General features: G+C 40.7%; 11 protein-coding genes. 7 read left to right on the plus strand and 4 right to left on the minus strand.

Going from position 1 to position 17257, the window contains the following annotated elements; all coding sequences use genetic code 11:
* Window positions 1-49: 49 nt before the first annotated feature.
* Window positions 50-592, minus strand: coding sequence for a hypothetical protein (locus tag Q4567_RS03390; RefSeq protein WP_303499359.1), 543 nt, complete (start codon window positions 590-592; stop codon window positions 50-52).
* Window positions 593-629: 37 nt separating this feature from the next.
* The gene (locus Q4567_RS03395) at window positions 630-1634 is read right to left on the minus strand and encodes a YHYH protein (RefSeq protein ID WP_303499360.1); all 1005 of its coding nucleotides are present in this window, start codon (window positions 1632-1634) and stop codon (window positions 630-632) included.
* A gap of 673 nt (window positions 1635-2307) precedes the next feature.
* Here Q4567_RS03395 and Q4567_RS03400 point away from each other — a divergent pair.
* The 3 genes from Q4567_RS03400 (at window position 2308) to Q4567_RS03410 (ending at window position 6590) form a co-directional block, all read left to right on the plus strand.
* On the plus strand, window positions 2308-4029 hold the full coding sequence (locus Q4567_RS03400; RefSeq protein WP_216049587.1) for a cytosine permease: 1722 nt from the start codon (window positions 2308-2310) through the stop codon (window positions 4027-4029).
* Window positions 4030-4042: 13 nt separating this feature from the next.
* Window positions 4043-5557, plus strand: a complete 1515-nt coding sequence (locus tag Q4567_RS03405) for a mannitol dehydrogenase family protein (protein WP_303499362.1) — start codon at window positions 4043-4045, stop codon at window positions 5555-5557.
* Between the two features lie 85 nt (window positions 5558-5642).
* Window positions 5643-6590, plus strand: coding sequence for a PfkB family carbohydrate kinase (locus Q4567_RS03410; RefSeq protein ID WP_303499363.1), 948 nt, complete (start codon window positions 5643-5645; stop codon window positions 6588-6590).
* 87 nt (window positions 6591-6677) lie between these two features.
* Here the strand turns inward: Q4567_RS03410 and Q4567_RS03415 are convergent, their stop codons facing one another.
* Window positions 6678-7607 (minus strand): histone deacetylase family protein, encoded by a 930-nt coding sequence (locus Q4567_RS03415; protein ID WP_216049589.1) that lies wholly within the window; start codon window positions 7605-7607, stop codon window positions 6678-6680.
* Window positions 7608-7676: 69 nt separating this feature from the next.
* Between Q4567_RS03415 and Q4567_RS03420 the strand changes: the two genes are divergently transcribed.
* The 3 genes from Q4567_RS03420 to Q4567_RS03430 all read left to right on the plus strand — a co-directional run bounded on the left by Q4567_RS03420 (window position 7677) and on the right by Q4567_RS03430 (window position 13811).
* Entirely contained in the window at window positions 7677-10355 is a 2679-nt protein-coding gene (locus Q4567_RS03420) for a bifunctional acetate--CoA ligase family protein/GNAT family N-acetyltransferase (protein WP_303499365.1), read from the plus strand.
* A 199-nt stretch (window positions 10356-10554) separates the two neighbouring features.
* The gene (locus Q4567_RS03425) at window positions 10555-11424 is read left to right on the plus strand and encodes a tetratricopeptide repeat protein (RefSeq protein ID WP_216049591.1); all 870 of its coding nucleotides are present in this window, start codon (window positions 10555-10557) and stop codon (window positions 11422-11424) included.
* Between the two features lie 530 nt (window positions 11425-11954).
* Window positions 11955-13811, plus strand: coding sequence for a bifunctional diguanylate cyclase/phosphodiesterase (locus tag Q4567_RS03430; RefSeq protein ID WP_303499368.1), 1857 nt, complete (start codon window positions 11955-11957; stop codon window positions 13809-13811).
* 222 nt (window positions 13812-14033) lie between these two features.
* On the opposite strand, the gene Q4567_RS03435 is transcribed toward Q4567_RS03430, so the two are convergent.
* Window positions 14034-15938 carry a propionyl-CoA synthetase gene (locus Q4567_RS03435; protein WP_303499369.1) on the minus strand — a complete coding sequence of 635 codons (1905 nt, stop codon included), beginning with the start codon at window positions 15936-15938 and terminating at the stop codon, window positions 14034-14036.
* A 488-nt stretch (window positions 15939-16426) separates the two neighbouring features.
* Here Q4567_RS03435 and Q4567_RS03440 point away from each other — a divergent pair, with 488 nt between their 5' ends.
* Entirely contained in the window at window positions 16427-17023 is a 597-nt protein-coding gene (locus Q4567_RS03440) for a YigZ family protein (protein WP_303499425.1), read from the plus strand.
* Window positions 17024-17257 lie beyond the last annotated feature (234 nt).

Genomic DNA, 17257 nt, shown 5'->3' on the forward strand with positions numbered 1-17257 from the left:
TCTGCATCAGTAAGACTGAGCAGAGGGAGTTTAGTTTAATCAAGAAGTTTTATTCAAACAGCTGAGCCGACGAAACCGTTGGGGTCAAGACGAAGCTGTGTTTTTCGGCTTTTTGTTTGTTTTTAGCCGTGATTTCCAAATTTTGCTCAGAAGGGGAGCTGCCAAATATATTGGCGTGGAAAGTGAGTTTTTCAGCGTCACTTTTAAGGGTAAATTTACCCATCACTGTTATTTGAGATAAGGGTTGCACCTGAGATAAAGATTGCTCTTCAGCATGATGATCAATAACCGGTGAAAGTATTATCGACTCTACCGCTATATTGCCGTGCTGGTCACTCATGCTTATTTGCTTTTTAACTTGCTGCGTGATTGTGGTTCGCTGATTATTAAATTCGATCATCGATACCACACCATCCTTATTCTCATCGATGTTTTCGATGCCAGAAACAGGTAGCGATAACACCATATACACATCATTTTCAATAAAGTTTAAAGTTCCGTGCTGAGCAACCATTAAGTGGGCGTTTACCGGTTGAAGTATGCCGTAGCAAAATAGCAAAGCCGCCATCGTTAAAACTGCAAAATTATTCATGATGAGAGACGCTGTCTTTCGGTTTGACGCTAACATATTACAATGACCCTTTTATGCAACGTTGAAAAAATGGATAAGTATCAGTAGCAAAATAGTGGTAAATGCCTTCAGGAAATTCTGGCGTAACACCAATGCGACCATTACATTCGTCTAAGTCACCAGAGCCCTCAACATATTCCCAGTCTTGTAAGAAAGTGCCAAGTGGGTAAGTGTCAGTGGAAGGTCGACTATCACTAACTGACTCTACCAATTGATAGCTTCCCGTCATGGACGTTAGTTCTGAGCTGGCATCCAAGGCATCACTGTAGCCGTATCGGGCATAAATAGGGAAACCATCAGCGGCCCAACCAATGAGGGTCATCGCGTTGCTATTGCCATTTTGCAGTGTGATAAAGCCTTCTGGCATTCCGTGATAGTGATATGTACCATCAGGTTGCACGTGAGCATTATTGTCATCGGTACCAAAATCAAACACATTTTGACTTAGGGCTTCGATACTCCAATTTCCACTATTGTCGATTAGACTGCAGTCGTCACCTGAATCGTTACAACTTCCAGCAGTATCAGCGTCTATTTTTACGCCATTAAGCACATAGCCAACGGCACCTCGAGGCCCGCCTAATTGAGTCACATTGGTCGACTCTGTTGGTGCTAACGTATAGCTGACGGACACAGATTGTTCTGAAATCGTATTGGGATTACCAGCATTTGGGAAGGTACCTACAACGTGATCGGGTATACCATTGGCGGTTAAGTTACGATTGGTGCCATCGCAAGACCAATCAGCATAGCTCGTAGCAGAAACTGATTCTGAGTCGTTGTATTCGTTATAATAATAAGTACACAGCACACCATCGGTTGAGTCACTTGAATATGCAGTCCCATTGTCGTTACTCGTAGTGTCTTGATCGGAAGACGTTTGCTCTGAATCTGTCTCCGTTGTCTCGGTGCTTTCTCCATTGCATGCTGTTAACCAGCAAGACAGTGCTGCTACCGTCAGTAAATTTATAGAACAGGTTTTAAACCTATGTAACATTCTCATCAGTTAGATCCCTATAAGTTAACCATTGTTGTTAATCATGCATTGTCATAAATCTTGTACTGAGAGCTTAAAAGAGCAATGTGCAGAAGCGGTGCACAAACAGCGAAATTAATGTGGAAGTCGCGAAAACATCAATTTCAAGTAATGAAATGGGATATCTGCTAGCAAGATGACGCACACAATTTTCGCCATTTTGTGTTTCTTTCTTTTGTTCTTTTGATATTCGAGGGATTAGATTCTGGCTGCGAATTAAATTATTAACATTCAATTTGTCAAAAATAATTAACATTTTAATGCTTAGTGAAAAGCTATTCTAATATCGATTTTAATGTATCTTAAATTATCGTATCTAATTGAATACTATAAATAATAATTTAAATTTCAGGTGTGTTATGAGATGCCTGAAAAGTACTTCAACTTTAACAAAATAGTAAATTCGCAACTTTTTTTAGGTTATTTAATTAACAATATATTGACCTTTACAGATAATTTGTGGGAATATGCTCACATCATGAGCATATGCGCATAATGGGGTTTTCTTTAGAAAACCTGAAATGATCAGTAAAAGCGAATCAATAGCATGGTAATGCCGTACTAAAACTATTATTTTGATTCATTTATTTTTATTGGGACCGACTAGCCCACAACTACAATATAACGACAGGTAATAAATATGACACCTGATAAATATGAAATTAATCTGAATACTGTTGGTGAAGAGCAACTACCTATTCCTAAACATAAGTTAAAGGGATGGACACATTTTTTAGGCTTATATGCTGGTGAGCATGTTGCCGCTACTGAATTTGTCATTGGAGCCACATTTGTAGCCCTCGGCGCTACTATGTCAGATATTTTACTTGGTTTGTTGATCGGTAACGTTCTCGCGGTGTTGAGTTGGACATTGATAACTACGCCAATCGCCATTGAAACTCGCTTGAGTTTGTACACTTATTTGCAAAAAATAGCCGGCAATTCGATGACGACCCTATATAACTGGGTCAATGTCATCATTTTTACGGTTATCTCAGCAGCAATGATTACGGTTTCTGCGACAGCCGTGAGATTCGCCTTGAATATCCCGGCGCAACTCAATTGGTATCCCACTAATTTATGGTTTGTGTGTGTAGTACTAGCGGTTGGAACCATCGTTGTTTTAGTCGCCATGTATGGTTTTACAGCGGTCTCTAATTTCTCGCGTATTTGTGCTCCTTGGTTATTTGTCATGTTTGTGTGTGGCCCGTTAGTTCTATTACCTGCACTGTCTCAACATGTACTAGGTGATACCAGCTTGAGCGGTTGGGCTGATTTTATGGAAATTGGTAGCTTATCGGTGTGGACAGGTGTGAACGCGAATGGCGAACCTGGTATTGGACTGTTGGAAGTGATTGGTTTTTCTTGGGCGGCCAACACTATTACCCACGTGGGTTTGATTGATATGGCACTTTTACGTTATGCGAAAAGACGTGCATATGGTTTGTGTACCTCAGCAGGCATGTTATTTGGACACTATATTGCTTGGATTTCTGCAGGAATAATGGGGGCAGGCACCGCTATCATTGTGAAAAAATCCATTATTGAATTAGATCCTGGTGACGTTGCTTTTCAAGCGTTAGGCCTATCGGGCTTAGTGATCGTCATTGTGGCAGGTTGGACTACTGCAAATGCCAACCTGTACCGCTCAGGTCTTGCTGCGCAAGCTATTTTTAAAAACCAATCTAGAAACAAAACGACCTTGATTGTAGGAATTGTTGCCGTCATCATCGCCTGTTTCCCCTTTGTATTTAACAAAATGCTACCGCTATTAACCTACGCCGGACTGTTAGTTGTGCCCGTTGGCGCAATCGTATTCACGGAACACTTTGTCTTTCCACGTATAGGTTTCACGCGTTACTGGGTTACCTTCAAAAACCTTACTCACAGTGTGCCCGCCGTCGCGTCATGGGGTCTTGGGCTGACATTTGGGTTTGGGTTAAATGCGCTTGATGTGTTGTCTTTTTATTACTTATTTATCCCAACTTGGTTTTTCACAACTGTGTGTTACATAGTGTTGGCAAAATACCACGGCGCATCGGAAGAATATCCACACGAGAAACAGCAAATGGAAGTGTTTGAACAACGTGTAGAAGAATTCCAAGAGCAACAGGCTAGTCTGGAGCCAGACGTGCGCATCGATACTTCATTGTTTTCGAAAGTTCTTCAGGTAGTGTCCATTGGTAGCCTAATAATCACGACTATATTTGCAATTAAAACCATGTTTTTCAGTTCGGGTATACCCGCATATGAAGCCAATCGCGATCTGTTTCAAACTGTTGGTTTCGTCTGCACTATTACTTATTTCATTACTGCATATTGGAATATGCAGCGTAAAAAACAATTAACTACGCAAGCGTAGAAGGGGAAGGTTAATGAATACTCAATCCAATGTTCGTCTAAATGAAGATAACCTTCACCATCTACCTAGCGGTATTTCGGTGCCCAATTACGACCGTAAAAAAGTCAAAGCTGGAATTGTGCATGTAGGTGTTGGTGGTTTTCACCGTTCTCATGAAGCTTATTATACCGACGCTTACATGAATCAAACGGGCGACCTTAATTGGGGTATTTGCGGGGTCGGATTAAGAGATGCTGATCGCAAAATGAAATCAATTCTTGAACAGCAAAATTACCTTTACACGCTAATTGTAAAACATCCTAATGGCACGATAGAAAATCAGGTGATTGGTTGCATGACCGATTTCTTGATGGGATGTGATGAGCCTAATTCGGTCATCCAGAAAATGGCGGATGCCGATACCAAAATAGTTTCGCTAACGATTACTGAAGGTGGTTACAATTTTAATCCAGCGACCAATGAGTTTGATTTTGACAATCCTGATGTCATTCATGATTTAGCGAATCCATTTGCTCCTCGTTTAGTTTTTGGTTTTTTGACAGCTGCACTGAAACTGCGTATGGAAAGGGGGCTACCTCCTTTTACGGTGCAATCTTGTGACAATATTCAGCACAATGGTGATGTTGCCCGTAAAATGTTGCTGGCGTACAGCCGAAAAGTTGATTTTGAGCTGGCCAAATGGATTGAACAAGAAGTTCCGTTTCCCAATGCCATGGTCGATCGCATTACTCCGGTAACAACCCCAGCTGATATTAATTATTTGGCATCGGAAATGGGGGTATCAGATGAATGGCCAGTCACTTGCGAACCTTTCCATCAATGGATAATTGAAGATAAGTTCAGCGTAGGTAGACCGCAGTGGCAGAAAGTTGGAGCGCAATTTGTTGCCGATGTGACACCTTACGAAAACATGAAAATAAGACTGTTAAATGCAGGCCATTCAGTGCTTGGTATTTTGGGGTCAATCCATGGTTTTGATACGATTGATGAGAGTATTCAAGATCCTGTTTTCCGTCAGTTTTTGCAATTATTTATGGACAATGAAGTCACGCCTATTTTGCCTCCGGTAAGTGGAATTGACTTAGATGAGTATAAACAAACGTTACTAATTCGCTTTGCAAACCCGAATATTAAAGATCATTTAACGCGAATTTGTTCTGAAAGTGCTTCGAAATTGGCGACTTTCTTAATTCCAACTATCAACGATAATTTGCGTCAAGAAGGCGATATCCAGTGCGCTGCACTGGTATTAGCTGCATGGTGTTATTACAGCGACAAACAGACTGATCGTCACGGCAAAGAGATCACTATCATAGATGTGATGTCTCAGCAGTTGCATGTTGCAGCCGCTAAATATGCAGTGAATCCCGCTTCGTTTTTGGAAATGACTTCAATTTTTGGAGATTTAAACAAAAACCAAGGTTTCATGGACGTCTATAAAAAACACTTAAAGGCGATCTATACCGATCCAAATGTGAAAAAACACATGCAGTCAATTATTAATAGCACAGCGTTAGCGGTATCTTAGGGATACTAGAGTTAATATTTGTGCTTTTGCATAACGTCGGCTAGCTTTAGTCGACTTGGCTTATTTTTAGAATTTTGGAGTTACTATGGCTATTCCTAAAGTTGCCGTATTTGGTGAGGCGTTGTTTGACATGATTCAGCAACAAGATGGAAGTTATCAACCTTTCATCGGTGGTTCACCGTTCAACGTGGCTAGAAGCTTCGTTAAACAAGCAATTGACTGTACTTATTTATCACCCATATCGACGGATTATTTAGGTGAAAAAATCCATAGTTCAGTCATTAGTGAAGGAATTCATGTTCCTGCAAATAATCGTTCAAGCAAAAATACGTCTCTTGCTTTGGTGTATAAAGCTGAAGATGGAAAACCGAACTACCGTTTGTATCGAAAGTCAGTTGCAGATTTAGATATTACCTCAGAAAAACTATTATCAATGCTGCCGGATGATCTTGACCTTTTTCACACCGGCTCTCTAGCAATCGTGCCTGAAATGCTCGAAGTGTTGATTCCAGTTATTACCACTTTGAAGTCACGTGGCGTGAAAATTAGTATTGATGTTAACGTCCGGAAAGGCGTTGAAGAAAATCATCATCAATACGTAGCGTCGATATGGCGATTCGTAGAGTTCGCCGATATTGTCAAGGTGAGCGATGAAGATCTAGAGCTAAAAGGCCTTTACGGTAAACCAGAATTTCATGCTAAATCTATGCTCGATAGAATGGAAAATGGCATGGTAGTTTTAACTTTGGGAGAGGGCGGATCGCACCTAATAACCGATCAATACAATTTATTTCAAGCAGTCCATAAGCCGGCTGTGTTTGGTGATACGGTAGGGGCTGGTGACACGTTTTTCTCTGCCATGCTTGCGCGCCTGTTAAAAAATGATGCGCTTTGCACCTCTGCCCCTGAAGAAACTTTGATGGATGGTCTAAGGTTTGGTGCTGTGGCTGCCGGTCTAAATGTTGAAAGCATAGGTTGTAATCCTCCTACTTTTGAACAAGTAGAAACCCTCATAAGCTCGCTAAACACATAAATTCTGCAAATTACTCCCCACCAGTGGTAGCCACACAAGATGATTGTGCTGGCTGCCAATATCAACGCCCTTGCAGCATAGTAAACCTTAGATCTTCATTAACGTTTTAATATGTGCAATAGCACCTGTTCTAAGTGCCGATAAACTATACCCACCTTCTAAAAATGAAACTATTTTTCCGTCGCAACAGGTATCTGCGATGTCCATGATTTGCTGAGTTAACCAAGAATAATCCGAGTCTAACAAATCCCAATCTGCAAGTGGGTCGGTATGATGACCATCAAAACCAGCGGAGATAAGAATTAGTTCAGGTGCAAATTTTTGTAGTTCAGGCAACACCCGTTCAGCGTAACATTGTCGAAATGTTTGAGAATCGGTGCCGGCTGGTAATGGGTAATGTAAGCAATTTTCAGCGGCTTTTTCAGGTATGGTGTAAGGATAAAACGGATACTGGTATGAAGATAAAAATAGTATTGCAGGGTCATTTTTCAGAATGTCTTCAGTGCCATTTCCATGATGTACATCAAAGTCTAAAATTGCAATGCGTGTAAGATTATATTGCTCTTTGGCGTAGGTCGCCGCAACCGCAATATTGTTGAAAAGACAAAATCCCATGGCTTGATCTTTTTCGGCATGATGACCTGGTGGTCTTACGGCACAAAAAGCATTTTTAAATTTTTGATTGAATAAACCATCAATAGCAACTATACCTGCACCAGCAGAAAATAAAGCAGCCTCGAAAGATGCATGATTCATTTTCGTTTCATCATCTACCGGAAAGTACTGGCCTTTTGGCGGTGAAAATTGTTCAATCTGTTCAACATGGCGCGGAGTGTGAGTTTGCTTTAACAGATCTTTAGATACTTTTTGTGAAGGGATATTGAGTATGAAGTCAGCCAATCCAAATTGAATTAAGCCATCTTGGATTGCATGCAAACGAGCTGGGCTTTCAGGATGTTCATCTCCCATTTCATGGAGTAAACAATTAGGATGTGTAATAAAAGCCGTAGAAGACATAAAATAACCCTATAAGTTGTATGGGATAATGATAGCAAAACAAAAGCGCTAACATCTAAGAGATTTTAAATGAAACATTATTTACATTCATTTTTTTCCCCAAGTTCAATCGCCTTGTTCGGCGCAAGTGAGCGCGAATCATCGATCGGAAAGACGGTGTCTCTCAATTTAACCTCAGGTGAGTTCAAAGGACCTATTTATTTTATTAATCCTCGTCATGCCGAAGTCCTCGGTCGACGATGCTTCAACAGCATTTCAGAAATCTACAAACCCGTTGAATTGGCTATTATTGCCGCGCCCGCTTCGATTACCAATCAATTGATGGAAGAGTGTGGAAAATCAGGTGTGAAAGCCGCGATCATCTTATCTGCTGGGTTTGGAGAAGCCAATGAAGAAGGCAAAAAGCTTGAAGATGCAGTACAACAAACGGCTAAGCGATACAAAATTCGTCTTATTGGACCTAATTGTCTTGGGGTGGCTCGTCCGGTAACGGGTCTTAATGCAACGTTTCACAGTGGCGAAATTAATCAAGGTAGTTTGGCACTGGTGTCCCAATCTGGTGCATTGTGTACATCGATTCTTGACTGGGCTAAATCTCGTAAGTTGGGGTTTTCTGCGGTGGTATCTATTGGTTGTGCTGCTGACGTGCAATTTGGGGAATTACTCGATTACCTAACCTACGATTCACGGACTAAAAGCATTCTTTTGTATATTGAAGGCATCAATCATGCCCGCTCATTTATAAGTGAGCTAAAACGTGCGTCTCGGGTGAAGCCGGTTTTGGTGTTGAAAGTAGGGCGACATAATAAAGGTACCATGGCTGCGCAAATGCATACTGGAGTAACCTCTGGAGAGGACGACGTATTTAACGCAGTGTTACGCCAAGCAGGCGCGGTGAGAGGCTATCGGGTTTTTGATCTCTTTGTTGGCGCGACAGTGTTGTCTACCAACAAACGTTTAGAAGGTGAAAACTTAGCAATTATCACCAACGGCGGAGGTCCAGGGGCTATTGCTGCTGACCGCGCAACTGATTTAAATTTAAATTTAATTTCGTTAAGTGAAGATACAGAAAAACAATTGAACCAAGTGCTGCCAGCCAATTGGTCTAAAGACAATCCTATCGATATTATTGGTGATGCAACGCCGGAGCGTTATCAGCAAGTTCTTTCCTTATGTTTAAAGGATAAAACTATGCATGGCATAGTGATTATTTTGTCTCCGCAATCAATGACGCAACCATTGCAAGTGGCCAAAGAAATTGTAGAAGCCTCCAAAAAATCATCAAAAGTTATTATTTGCTGTTTTATGGGCGGGGAAATGGTGGCTGAAGGAAGAACCTATTTAGAAGATAATCAAGTTCCAACCTTCACCACACCAGAAGCTGCCATTGAAGCATTTTCCTATTTGCGCAATTTTACTCGTAACCAACGTCTTTTATTGCAAGCACCCGATCCTTTGCAAAAGGAAGAAAAGGTCAATACTGAAGCGGCTAAGTCAGTCATTGAGCATGCGTTGAGTGAAGGGCGCACGGTCTTGACTGATTTAGAGTCAATGGCAGTCCTTGATTCGTACAATATTTCTACAACGCATGCTAGTTTGGCCCATGATATAAACGAAGCAATCCAGATTGCTAAAACCATCGGTTATCCCGTTGTGATGAAGGTTTACAGTAAAACCATTTCCCATAAGTCTGATGTGGGTGGCGTGAGATTGGGTATTTCAAACGACGAGGCGGTTAAAAATGCTTATCACGATATTATAGATTCGGTTTCCAAATACTTCCCCGAAGCGGAAATAAGTGGTGTAACAGTTGAAGCCATGTACATTAAAAAACGCAGCAGGGAAGTGTTGGTTGGCATATCTAATGATACTGTTTTTGGTCCAATAATTACTTTTGCTGCTGGTGGCATCGCAACAGAAATTATGGGCGACCGAGAGGTGGCAATCCCACCACTGAATAAAACCCTAGCCCGTGAGTTAATGAACAATACACGTATTGCCAAAATGTTAGGGGCATTTAGGCAACTTCCGGGATGTAATATGGGGGCCATTGAGCATGTCTTGTTACGTTTATCTGAAATGGCCTGTGAGTTGCCTTGGATTAAAGAATTGCAAATTAATCCGTTGGTGGTTGATGAATACGATGCTATTGCTTTAGATGCTAAAATTTTCATTGAAGCGCATTCGCAAACCGGACGTTATGACCATATGGCAATTCATCCGTACCCAATGGAACTGGCAAAAACAGAAGAGCTTAGCTCTGGTGTGTTATTGGAAATCCGCCCAATTAGACCCGAAGATGCTAATTTAGAACGTCAATTTGTGAGTACTTTGTCACCCACTGCAAAGTATTTTCGTTTTATGCAAAGCATTAAAGAGCTGCCGCAAAGTATGTTGGTGCGCTTTACACAGATCGATTACGACTTAGAAATGGCATTACTGGCAGTAATAAGCAGCGGCAAAATGGAACGTGAAATAGGCGTTGCTCGCTACATCACCAATATTGATAAAGTAAGTTGTGAATTTGCTGTCGTGGTGGCCGATGATTGGCATCGTAAAGGCATCGCTGTGCGCTTAATGAATGCACTTATAGAAAGTGCCAAGGCAAAGGGGTTAGAGCGAATGGAGGGCATGGTTTTGGCTGAAAACACAGGAATGTTAGGTTTTTGCGAAAGTTTAGGATTTGAAATCAAGCGTGATCCAGAAGATCGCAGTATTTTCAATGTGGTTAAATATCTACAGCAGTAAACTCACAATGCGCGAGTTTATTGTTTTATCTGCAATAAGCTGAAAACAAATTAAAAGGTGACAATTATTTTGTAACAGTCCATAGTGGATATTGTGTAAAAGCAATGTAATCAATAAGTTATTTATTTTTTAACAAAAACTCGTTGCATAATTTATTGTTTTAAATATTAACCAACCTATGACACGGAGAGTTTCAACTATGTTTGTTCAGCTCAGAAAAATTTTATTGATTGTGGTAACTGTAACCGTCACACCACTGTCTATTGCCTTTGATTTTAGTGAATGTAGCGAAGATCACTGTGTGAAAACCTTCAAGGAATTTAAAAAGTATTCAAAAAAAGGTCACCCTAGCGCAATGGAGACATTAGGTAATTTTTATGTCACCGGATACGGTACGGATAAGGATAATTCGCGAGCGCTTCGGATGTACAAGAAGGCAGCTAAATGGAATCAGGCTACCGCACAGTATAAAGCGGGATTGATGTATATCTCAGGTGCTACGGACGACGACCCTAGCAAGGGAATAAGTTACCTGAAAAAGGCCGCTAAAAATAAAGTGTATGACGCAGCTTATGTCCTCGGTGTCGTTTATCTAGAAGGTGAGATAGAGGAAAAAGATTACGATGAAGCAAGAGAATGGCTAGAATTAGCATCTGAACATAATATGTCTAAAGCGAGTTATTTATTGGGCAAGATGTATGACAGCCAACTATTTGGTGCAGATCAACAAGATAAATCTATTGCTCTTTACAATAAGGCCGCTTATAAAATAGAAGCCGCTAGAGAACGTCTCATCGAATTAAATCAACCGCTTCCTCCAGGTAACGACAATAGCATAGAGCGTATTGTTGTTAACCCTCAAGACTTACAGGAATTCTTTATCGATCAACTGCAAATTCTGCGTAACACTCCAGCACCCAAAGTCGGGACCGGAAGCCGTATATCTGGACAAACTTGTGAAAAAATGATGTCTTGCGGCACCCTTGGTGGAGAAGATGCACAACGAATGCATACTGAAGTCCAAAGAGCCGTAGGAATGATTATATCCAGCAAATTCAGAATTGAATAAAATAGTATAAATTAAGAATTTCATTTGAGTTACTAGTCAAATCGAGGCTATGACTGTAAAAAAGCAATCTTTGTTGATAATGTCATCTCACTTTTGTGGATTTGATGACATTATCGCTCCCACCTGCTTTTACTCCGCTAAACTTAATTAAACACCCAAATATATGAAGTGACTAACTCGACAAAAAGGCCCAAAGCATCTTAAAAACTTTGCTGAAAATAGTTATAAGCATTAATAAACTCCAACAAGTTTCAATCCGCATAATTTCTGTTGCTAGCATTATTCCGATTTTGTAAGAATAGTTTTAGGTGTTGTTGGTTTTTGAATCAATAATTAACCTCATATTTTACTGAAATGTGCTATAAATAAGTTGAGGTAACGATTGGAACTTTCGAAATACGAACAGATTCCAAGTGGCTCCAGTTATGGATGTAGATTACAGAGCACAATAAAAAATGGTTTTAGAAAATAGTAGGGTTAAAAAAGCATTAGCCTTCCTCACAGTAATAATCTTTCTATTTTCAGTTGTTATGATTTGGAGTTTCTTTAAGCTCGACAAAAGTAGCCACTTCCATCAACTGAACATTCGTCATTTTAAACACACACTTGAATTGAATGGGTTAATTTCAGTTCCAAAACGCTTAGCGTCTGCAGGTAGCACGGCTGATATGACTGAGATTCGCTCTGTGATTGTGCGTATTCGTCAACAACCTTTTGAATGCCTTGAAATGGTTGGAGCTTCCGAACAATTTTTTATGGGCCTAATTGGCACCGATGAAGTCATTGCATTGTGTGAGAAGGATTTGGAGGTTGCCAACCAAACCCTGCAGGTAATAAGCCAATATGAAAACGGTGAGATTACGTCACAAAACGTGCAAGATCAGTTAGTTTTCGCCCTCAATGAATTTCGTAATAATTCAATTCTATTCGAACAGCCTGTTGAAAAAACGGTTGATTTCATCTCCCAAATTACCATTTTACTAATTGTGTTCACATCGATGATAGTGTTGTTTTTTACACATATAATTTCAAAGGCCGTAACTGCTGTTCTGAATAAAAGAGAAGAGGCAATGAAGGCCCTTGCAAAAAGCGAAGAACGCATAAAACAGCTAGCCTATAACGACTCTTTAACTGGTTTGCCCAATAGAAACTTATTAGAACACACGATTAACGCCGCAGTTGCTAAAGCACATAGAAATAAAGCTCAATTCGCTGTGATGTTTATCGATTTGGATCGTTTTAAAGATATTAATGATACCCTTGGGCACTCAGTGGGCGACAAATTGCTAGTTGAAATGGCCGAACGCATAGCGCATACCGTTCGCGAATGTGATTCAGTGTTGCGTTTTGGTGGTGATGAATTTGTTGCCGTAACGGATTGCTTCGAATTAGTTGAGACAATTGATAATATAGCCCACAGAATCATAGAAGCCGTTCGCCAACCAATCAAATTAGCCAACATGGAATCTTTTATTACCGCCAGTATTGGGATTGCCTGTTACCCTCAAAATGGTGAAGATACCAACTCACTTTTAAAGCATGCTGATGCCGCCATGTATCAGGCGAAAAATGCAGGAAAGAACCAATTTCAATCTTACGATATGCAATCTGGAAGTAAATTAAATCGCAGATTAACCTTGGCAGCGCAACTTCATCAAGCTATTAACAATGAGGAGCTAAGCCTTGTTTATCAACCTATAGTGGCTCTTGCTGATAATCGTACTGTAGGAAGTGAGACGCTGTTGCGTTGGACTAATGCAGAAAATGGAGCTGTTGGACCAGACGAATTTATTCCAATTGCTGAAAATGCGGGGCTAATTATTGATATCGGAAGTTGGGTGATGGAACAGGCTTGTCAGCAATGTAAAATTTGGCAAGACGCAGGCGCTACTGAGCATGCCATGGCAATTAACGTTTCGACTCTTCAATTGAAAGATAAACGTTTTAGTCAGCGCCTGTCTGATACGTTAAGTCGGCTAAATTTAGCTGCCGATTCTATCCATATTGAAATCACTGAAAACAGTGCAATCACAGAAGATAAAGTTAGTGTTCAGACGTTATATGAATTATCTGAATTAGGAGCCAAATTGTTACTGGACGACTTTGGCACAGGTTACTCATGTTTAAGTTATTTAAAAAACTTGCCGTTTGATGTATTAAAAATAGATAAAAGTTTTATGCCTGCAAATAACACTATTGCATCAACAATCATCGCTATGGGTCACGAATTGAATATGGAAATTATTGCTGAAGGTATAGAAACATATCAATGCTATCAATTTTTGCGTAACTTGAAATGCCAGTATGGTCAGGGGTACTTTTTCCAAAAGCCAGTTCCGGTAAATCAGTTCGATATTTTTAAAAATTTCACCGCTCAAGCAGTGTGACACACAATATTCCGGATTTTCTACTTTAAAATGACCTTTGACTAGAGTTGGCTAATCAGCATAGGTGTATTGATTGTGTCTGTTTCCTCAACGTTATTTTGGACATAAAAAAGCCCACTAGTAAGTGAGCAAGGGTGCGTTGGGAATTACACCAAAAATATAACGTACTGCGGATTTTCACATTTTGTGGTTTGTCCGCAGTGAAGTTTGAGATTTTTTGTACTAAGACGCCTGTTCAATCGTAATTAAGCCTTGTTTGTCCATAATCGAAGCGATTTCTGTGACACTTTCTGGATCATCAATAGTAGAAGGGATGTTATAAGATTCCCCTGCAGATATCTGGCGTAATAATTTACGCAGAATTTTACCTGAACGTGTTTTAGGTAAGCGTTGTACAACAATAGCACGGCTGAAACAGGCTATAGGCCCTATCTCGTGTCTAACATTTGCAATCAACTCTGCTTGCAGCTTAGCTTCATCGATATCGACACCGTCTTTGAGAAGCACCATACCGATAGGCACTTGACCTTTTAAACTATCGTGAACACCAATCACACTGCACTCGGCAACTGCCGGGTGGGCGGCTAAAATTTCCTCCATTTCTCCGGTAGAAAGTCGGTGACCAGCAACATTGATGACATCATCTGTTCGACCCATGATGAAAACGTACCCATCTTCATCTTTGTATCCACCATCACCAGAGCAATAATATCCTGGATTTTGCGTAAGGTAACCGGCGACGAAGCGATCCTGATTGCCCCATATCGTTGGTAAACAACCTGGTGGCATTGGCAATTTAATAGCGATTGAACCTTGTTTGCAAGGAGGCATTTGATTGCCCTCATCATCTAAAATCTGCACGTCGAAACCTGGTACTGGTAAGGTTGCAGAGCCGGGTTTTGCTGGCTTGCTTTCAATTCCCAGCATGTTTGCACAAATCGCCCAGCCCGTTTCTGTTTGCCACCAATGGTCAATAACTGGCTTACCGGTTTTTTCGCAAGTCCATTGATAAGTCGGGGGATCGAGTCTTTCTCCGGCCATAAAAATAGTTTGAAGATTTTGCAACGGAAAATCGGCTAATAATGTTGCTTCTGGATCTTCTTTACGAATAGCTCGAAACGCCGTTGGTGCGGCAAATAAGGTTTTCACATTATATTCTTGTGCGACGCGCCAAAAAGCGCTGGCATCTGGTGTTCTGATTGGTTTGCCTTCGTAGACAATAGTCGTGCAACCTTTTAAAAGCGGTCCATAGACAATATACGAATGACCTACTACCCAACCTACATCAGATGCAGCCCAAAAAACCTCGCCTTGCTTCATGTTATAAACCGCATCCATTGAGTAATGCAAAGCCACAGCATGTCCGCCATTATCTCGAACTACGCCTTTGGGTTTGCCGGTGGTACCGGAAGTGTACAGAATATACAATGGATCTGTGCCTTTCACCGGCACACATGAGGCTGGTGTCGCTGCTGAGATGGCAGTGTGCCAATCTAGGTCACGACCCGCTATCAGTTCTGCTTTTGACTGTTCTCGTTGTAGCACGATACAGTGCTCAACTTTATGTTTCGCTTGTCGAATAGCTTCGTCAACATAAGGTTTATATTCGATAATTTTTGATACTTCGATTCCGCACGAAGCCGTTACCAACACTTTAGGCTCAGCATCGTCAATCCGCATTGCTAACTCGTGAGGGGCAAAACCACCAAACACGACTGAATGAATTGCTCCTAAGCGAGCCACTGCTAACATTGCAATAACGGCCTCAGCAACCATTGGCATATATATAACCACACGATCGCCTTTTCCTACGCCTTGTTCGGCTAAAACCCCAGAAAATAGCGCAACTTCGTCTCTAAGTTGACGATAGGTGTAACTGCTTTTTGAATTTGTGACGGGGGAATCGTAGAAGATCGCAATTTGCTCGCCTAGCCCTTGCTCTACGTGGTAATCCACTGCCATATAACAGGTATTCATTACGCCATCTTCAAACCAGCGATGAACCCCGTTGTTATCCTTGCTCAATATGTTTTTGGGCTGGTTGTACCAAGGTAACTTCGATGCTTTTTCCATCCAGAATTTTTCTGGTTGAGTAATAGATAGGTCGTATTCACTTTTATAAGACATTTTGTTTCTCGCATTTGTAAGTTAACTCGTATCTTCTTTTCTACTTCTCTTGAAATTTGATTTGTAAGTCATCTTGAAAGTTTTCAGTTGTTAGATCATACAAGGGCAGGGAATTAAAGTAGATAAGACCTTGGGCGTATATAAGTCGTAATTTTACTGCGACGTTTTGATTATTAGGCTAACCGAGGGGGATTCGAGCTGAAAGTACGCCCGCCCTTAGATTGTTGACTTTAAGCTTTTGCTGTGGCGCGTTCCTATGATTAGACTCAAGTCATTTTCGCGACTGAAAAATAAATAGCTAAGATGATTTTATGCTGGCGCTTATAGGTTTTGTAGTCACAAGTAGTCGTGTAACGTCTAATTTTTTGAAGTTTGTGTTGAAAGTTTACGGTTTCTATTACGGGTTGTGCTTTGGTGAGCAAGGGACACACAATAACCCAGTCTTTTATACAATATTTTCCATAGGAATTAGGTATAATGCATTGCTTATGTCCTATCCTATTCCAGCAAAAATCACCGAACAGACCTATGAGGTCAAAAAGAGCAAGTTTATCGCCTGTGCTAGTTTCGCAAACAGTCGAGAGCAGGCTATGGAGCAACTTGCGTTAATAAAATTGCAATATCCCGATGCCCGCCATCATTGCTGGGCATACTTATTAGGTAACCCTGATTCACCTGCTAGTGTTGCTATGTCTGATGATGGGGAACCCAGTGGAACGGCTGGAAAACCAATTTTGAATGTACTCCAGCATAAAGGTATCGGCGATATTATGCTGGTTGTTACTCGTTACTTTGGTGGCATAAAACTAGGTGCTGGCGGGTTGGTAAGGGCTTACTCTAATTCTGCCCAACAAGTAATCGAAGCATTGCCCATTCAAGAGCAAATAGTGTTATTGCCTTTGCATCTGCTAAGCGACTTTAAACATGAACAATTTATACGGCACCTTACAAACCAGCATCATGGTGTAATCGATGAATGTGAATATGCGGAAATGGTGCGAATTCAGGTTTCCCTTCCTGATGCTGAAATACCTGCTTTTATTGCAAGTTGCCACAACGTAGGAATTCAAGTTATTCAATCATAAGAAAAAGTTATCCCAATGTATTTATAAATGTGTTTCAAATAGAAAACCAAAATCGAATTATTTAGTGAATATTTTAACTGCTTAATATGTATAAATAGCCTGTCCAATATAATTCCTCGTCGCCCTATATCCCTTGCTATCACTGCCCTTAGATGTAATTTGTCGTAATAATTGTGTTGTTCATCTCATGAATTTATTAAGAGTAACTTATCAATTTGATATTCTATATAAACA

Source organism: Aliiglaciecola sp. 2_MG-2023 (assembly GCF_030548145.1).
Classification (GTDB): Bacteria; Pseudomonadota; Gammaproteobacteria; order Enterobacterales; family Alteromonadaceae; genus Aliiglaciecola; species Aliiglaciecola lipolytica_A.

Excerpts from the sequence above, each read along its gene's own strand:
- Q4567_RS03390 (WP_303499359.1), bottom strand. The coding sequence starts at position 592 with ATGAATAATTTTGCAGTTTTAACGATGGCGGCTTTGCTATTTTGCTAC.
- Q4567_RS03395 (WP_303499360.1), bottom strand. The coding sequence starts at position 1,634 with ATGAGAATGTTACATAGGTTTAAAACCTGTTCTATAAATTTACTGACG.
- Q4567_RS03400 (WP_216049587.1), top strand. The coding sequence starts at position 2,308 with ATGACACCTGATAAATATGAAATTAATCTGAATACTGTTGGTGAAGAG.
- Q4567_RS03405 (WP_303499362.1), top strand. The coding sequence starts at position 4,043 with ATGAATACTCAATCCAATGTTCGTCTAAATGAAGATAACCTTCACCAT.
- Q4567_RS03410 (WP_303499363.1), top strand. The coding sequence starts at position 5,643 with ATGGCTATTCCTAAAGTTGCCGTATTTGGTGAGGCGTTGTTTGACATG.
- Q4567_RS03415 (WP_216049589.1), bottom strand. The coding sequence starts at position 7,607 with ATGTCTTCTACGGCTTTTATTACACATCCTAATTGTTTACTCCATGAA.
- Q4567_RS03420 (WP_303499365.1), top strand. The coding sequence starts at position 7,677 with ATGAAACATTATTTACATTCATTTTTTTCCCCAAGTTCAATCGCCTTG.
- Q4567_RS03425 (WP_216049591.1), top strand. The coding sequence starts at position 10,555 with ATGTTTGTTCAGCTCAGAAAAATTTTATTGATTGTGGTAACTGTAACC.
- Q4567_RS03430 (WP_303499368.1), top strand. The coding sequence starts at position 11,955 with ATGATTTGGAGTTTCTTTAAGCTCGACAAAAGTAGCCACTTCCATCAA.
- Q4567_RS03435 (WP_303499369.1), bottom strand. The coding sequence starts at position 15,938 with ATGTCTTATAAAAGTGAATACGACCTATCTATTACTCAACCAGAAAAA.
- Q4567_RS03440 (WP_303499425.1), top strand. The coding sequence starts at position 16,427 with ATGTCCTATCCTATTCCAGCAAAAATCACCGAACAGACCTATGAGGTC.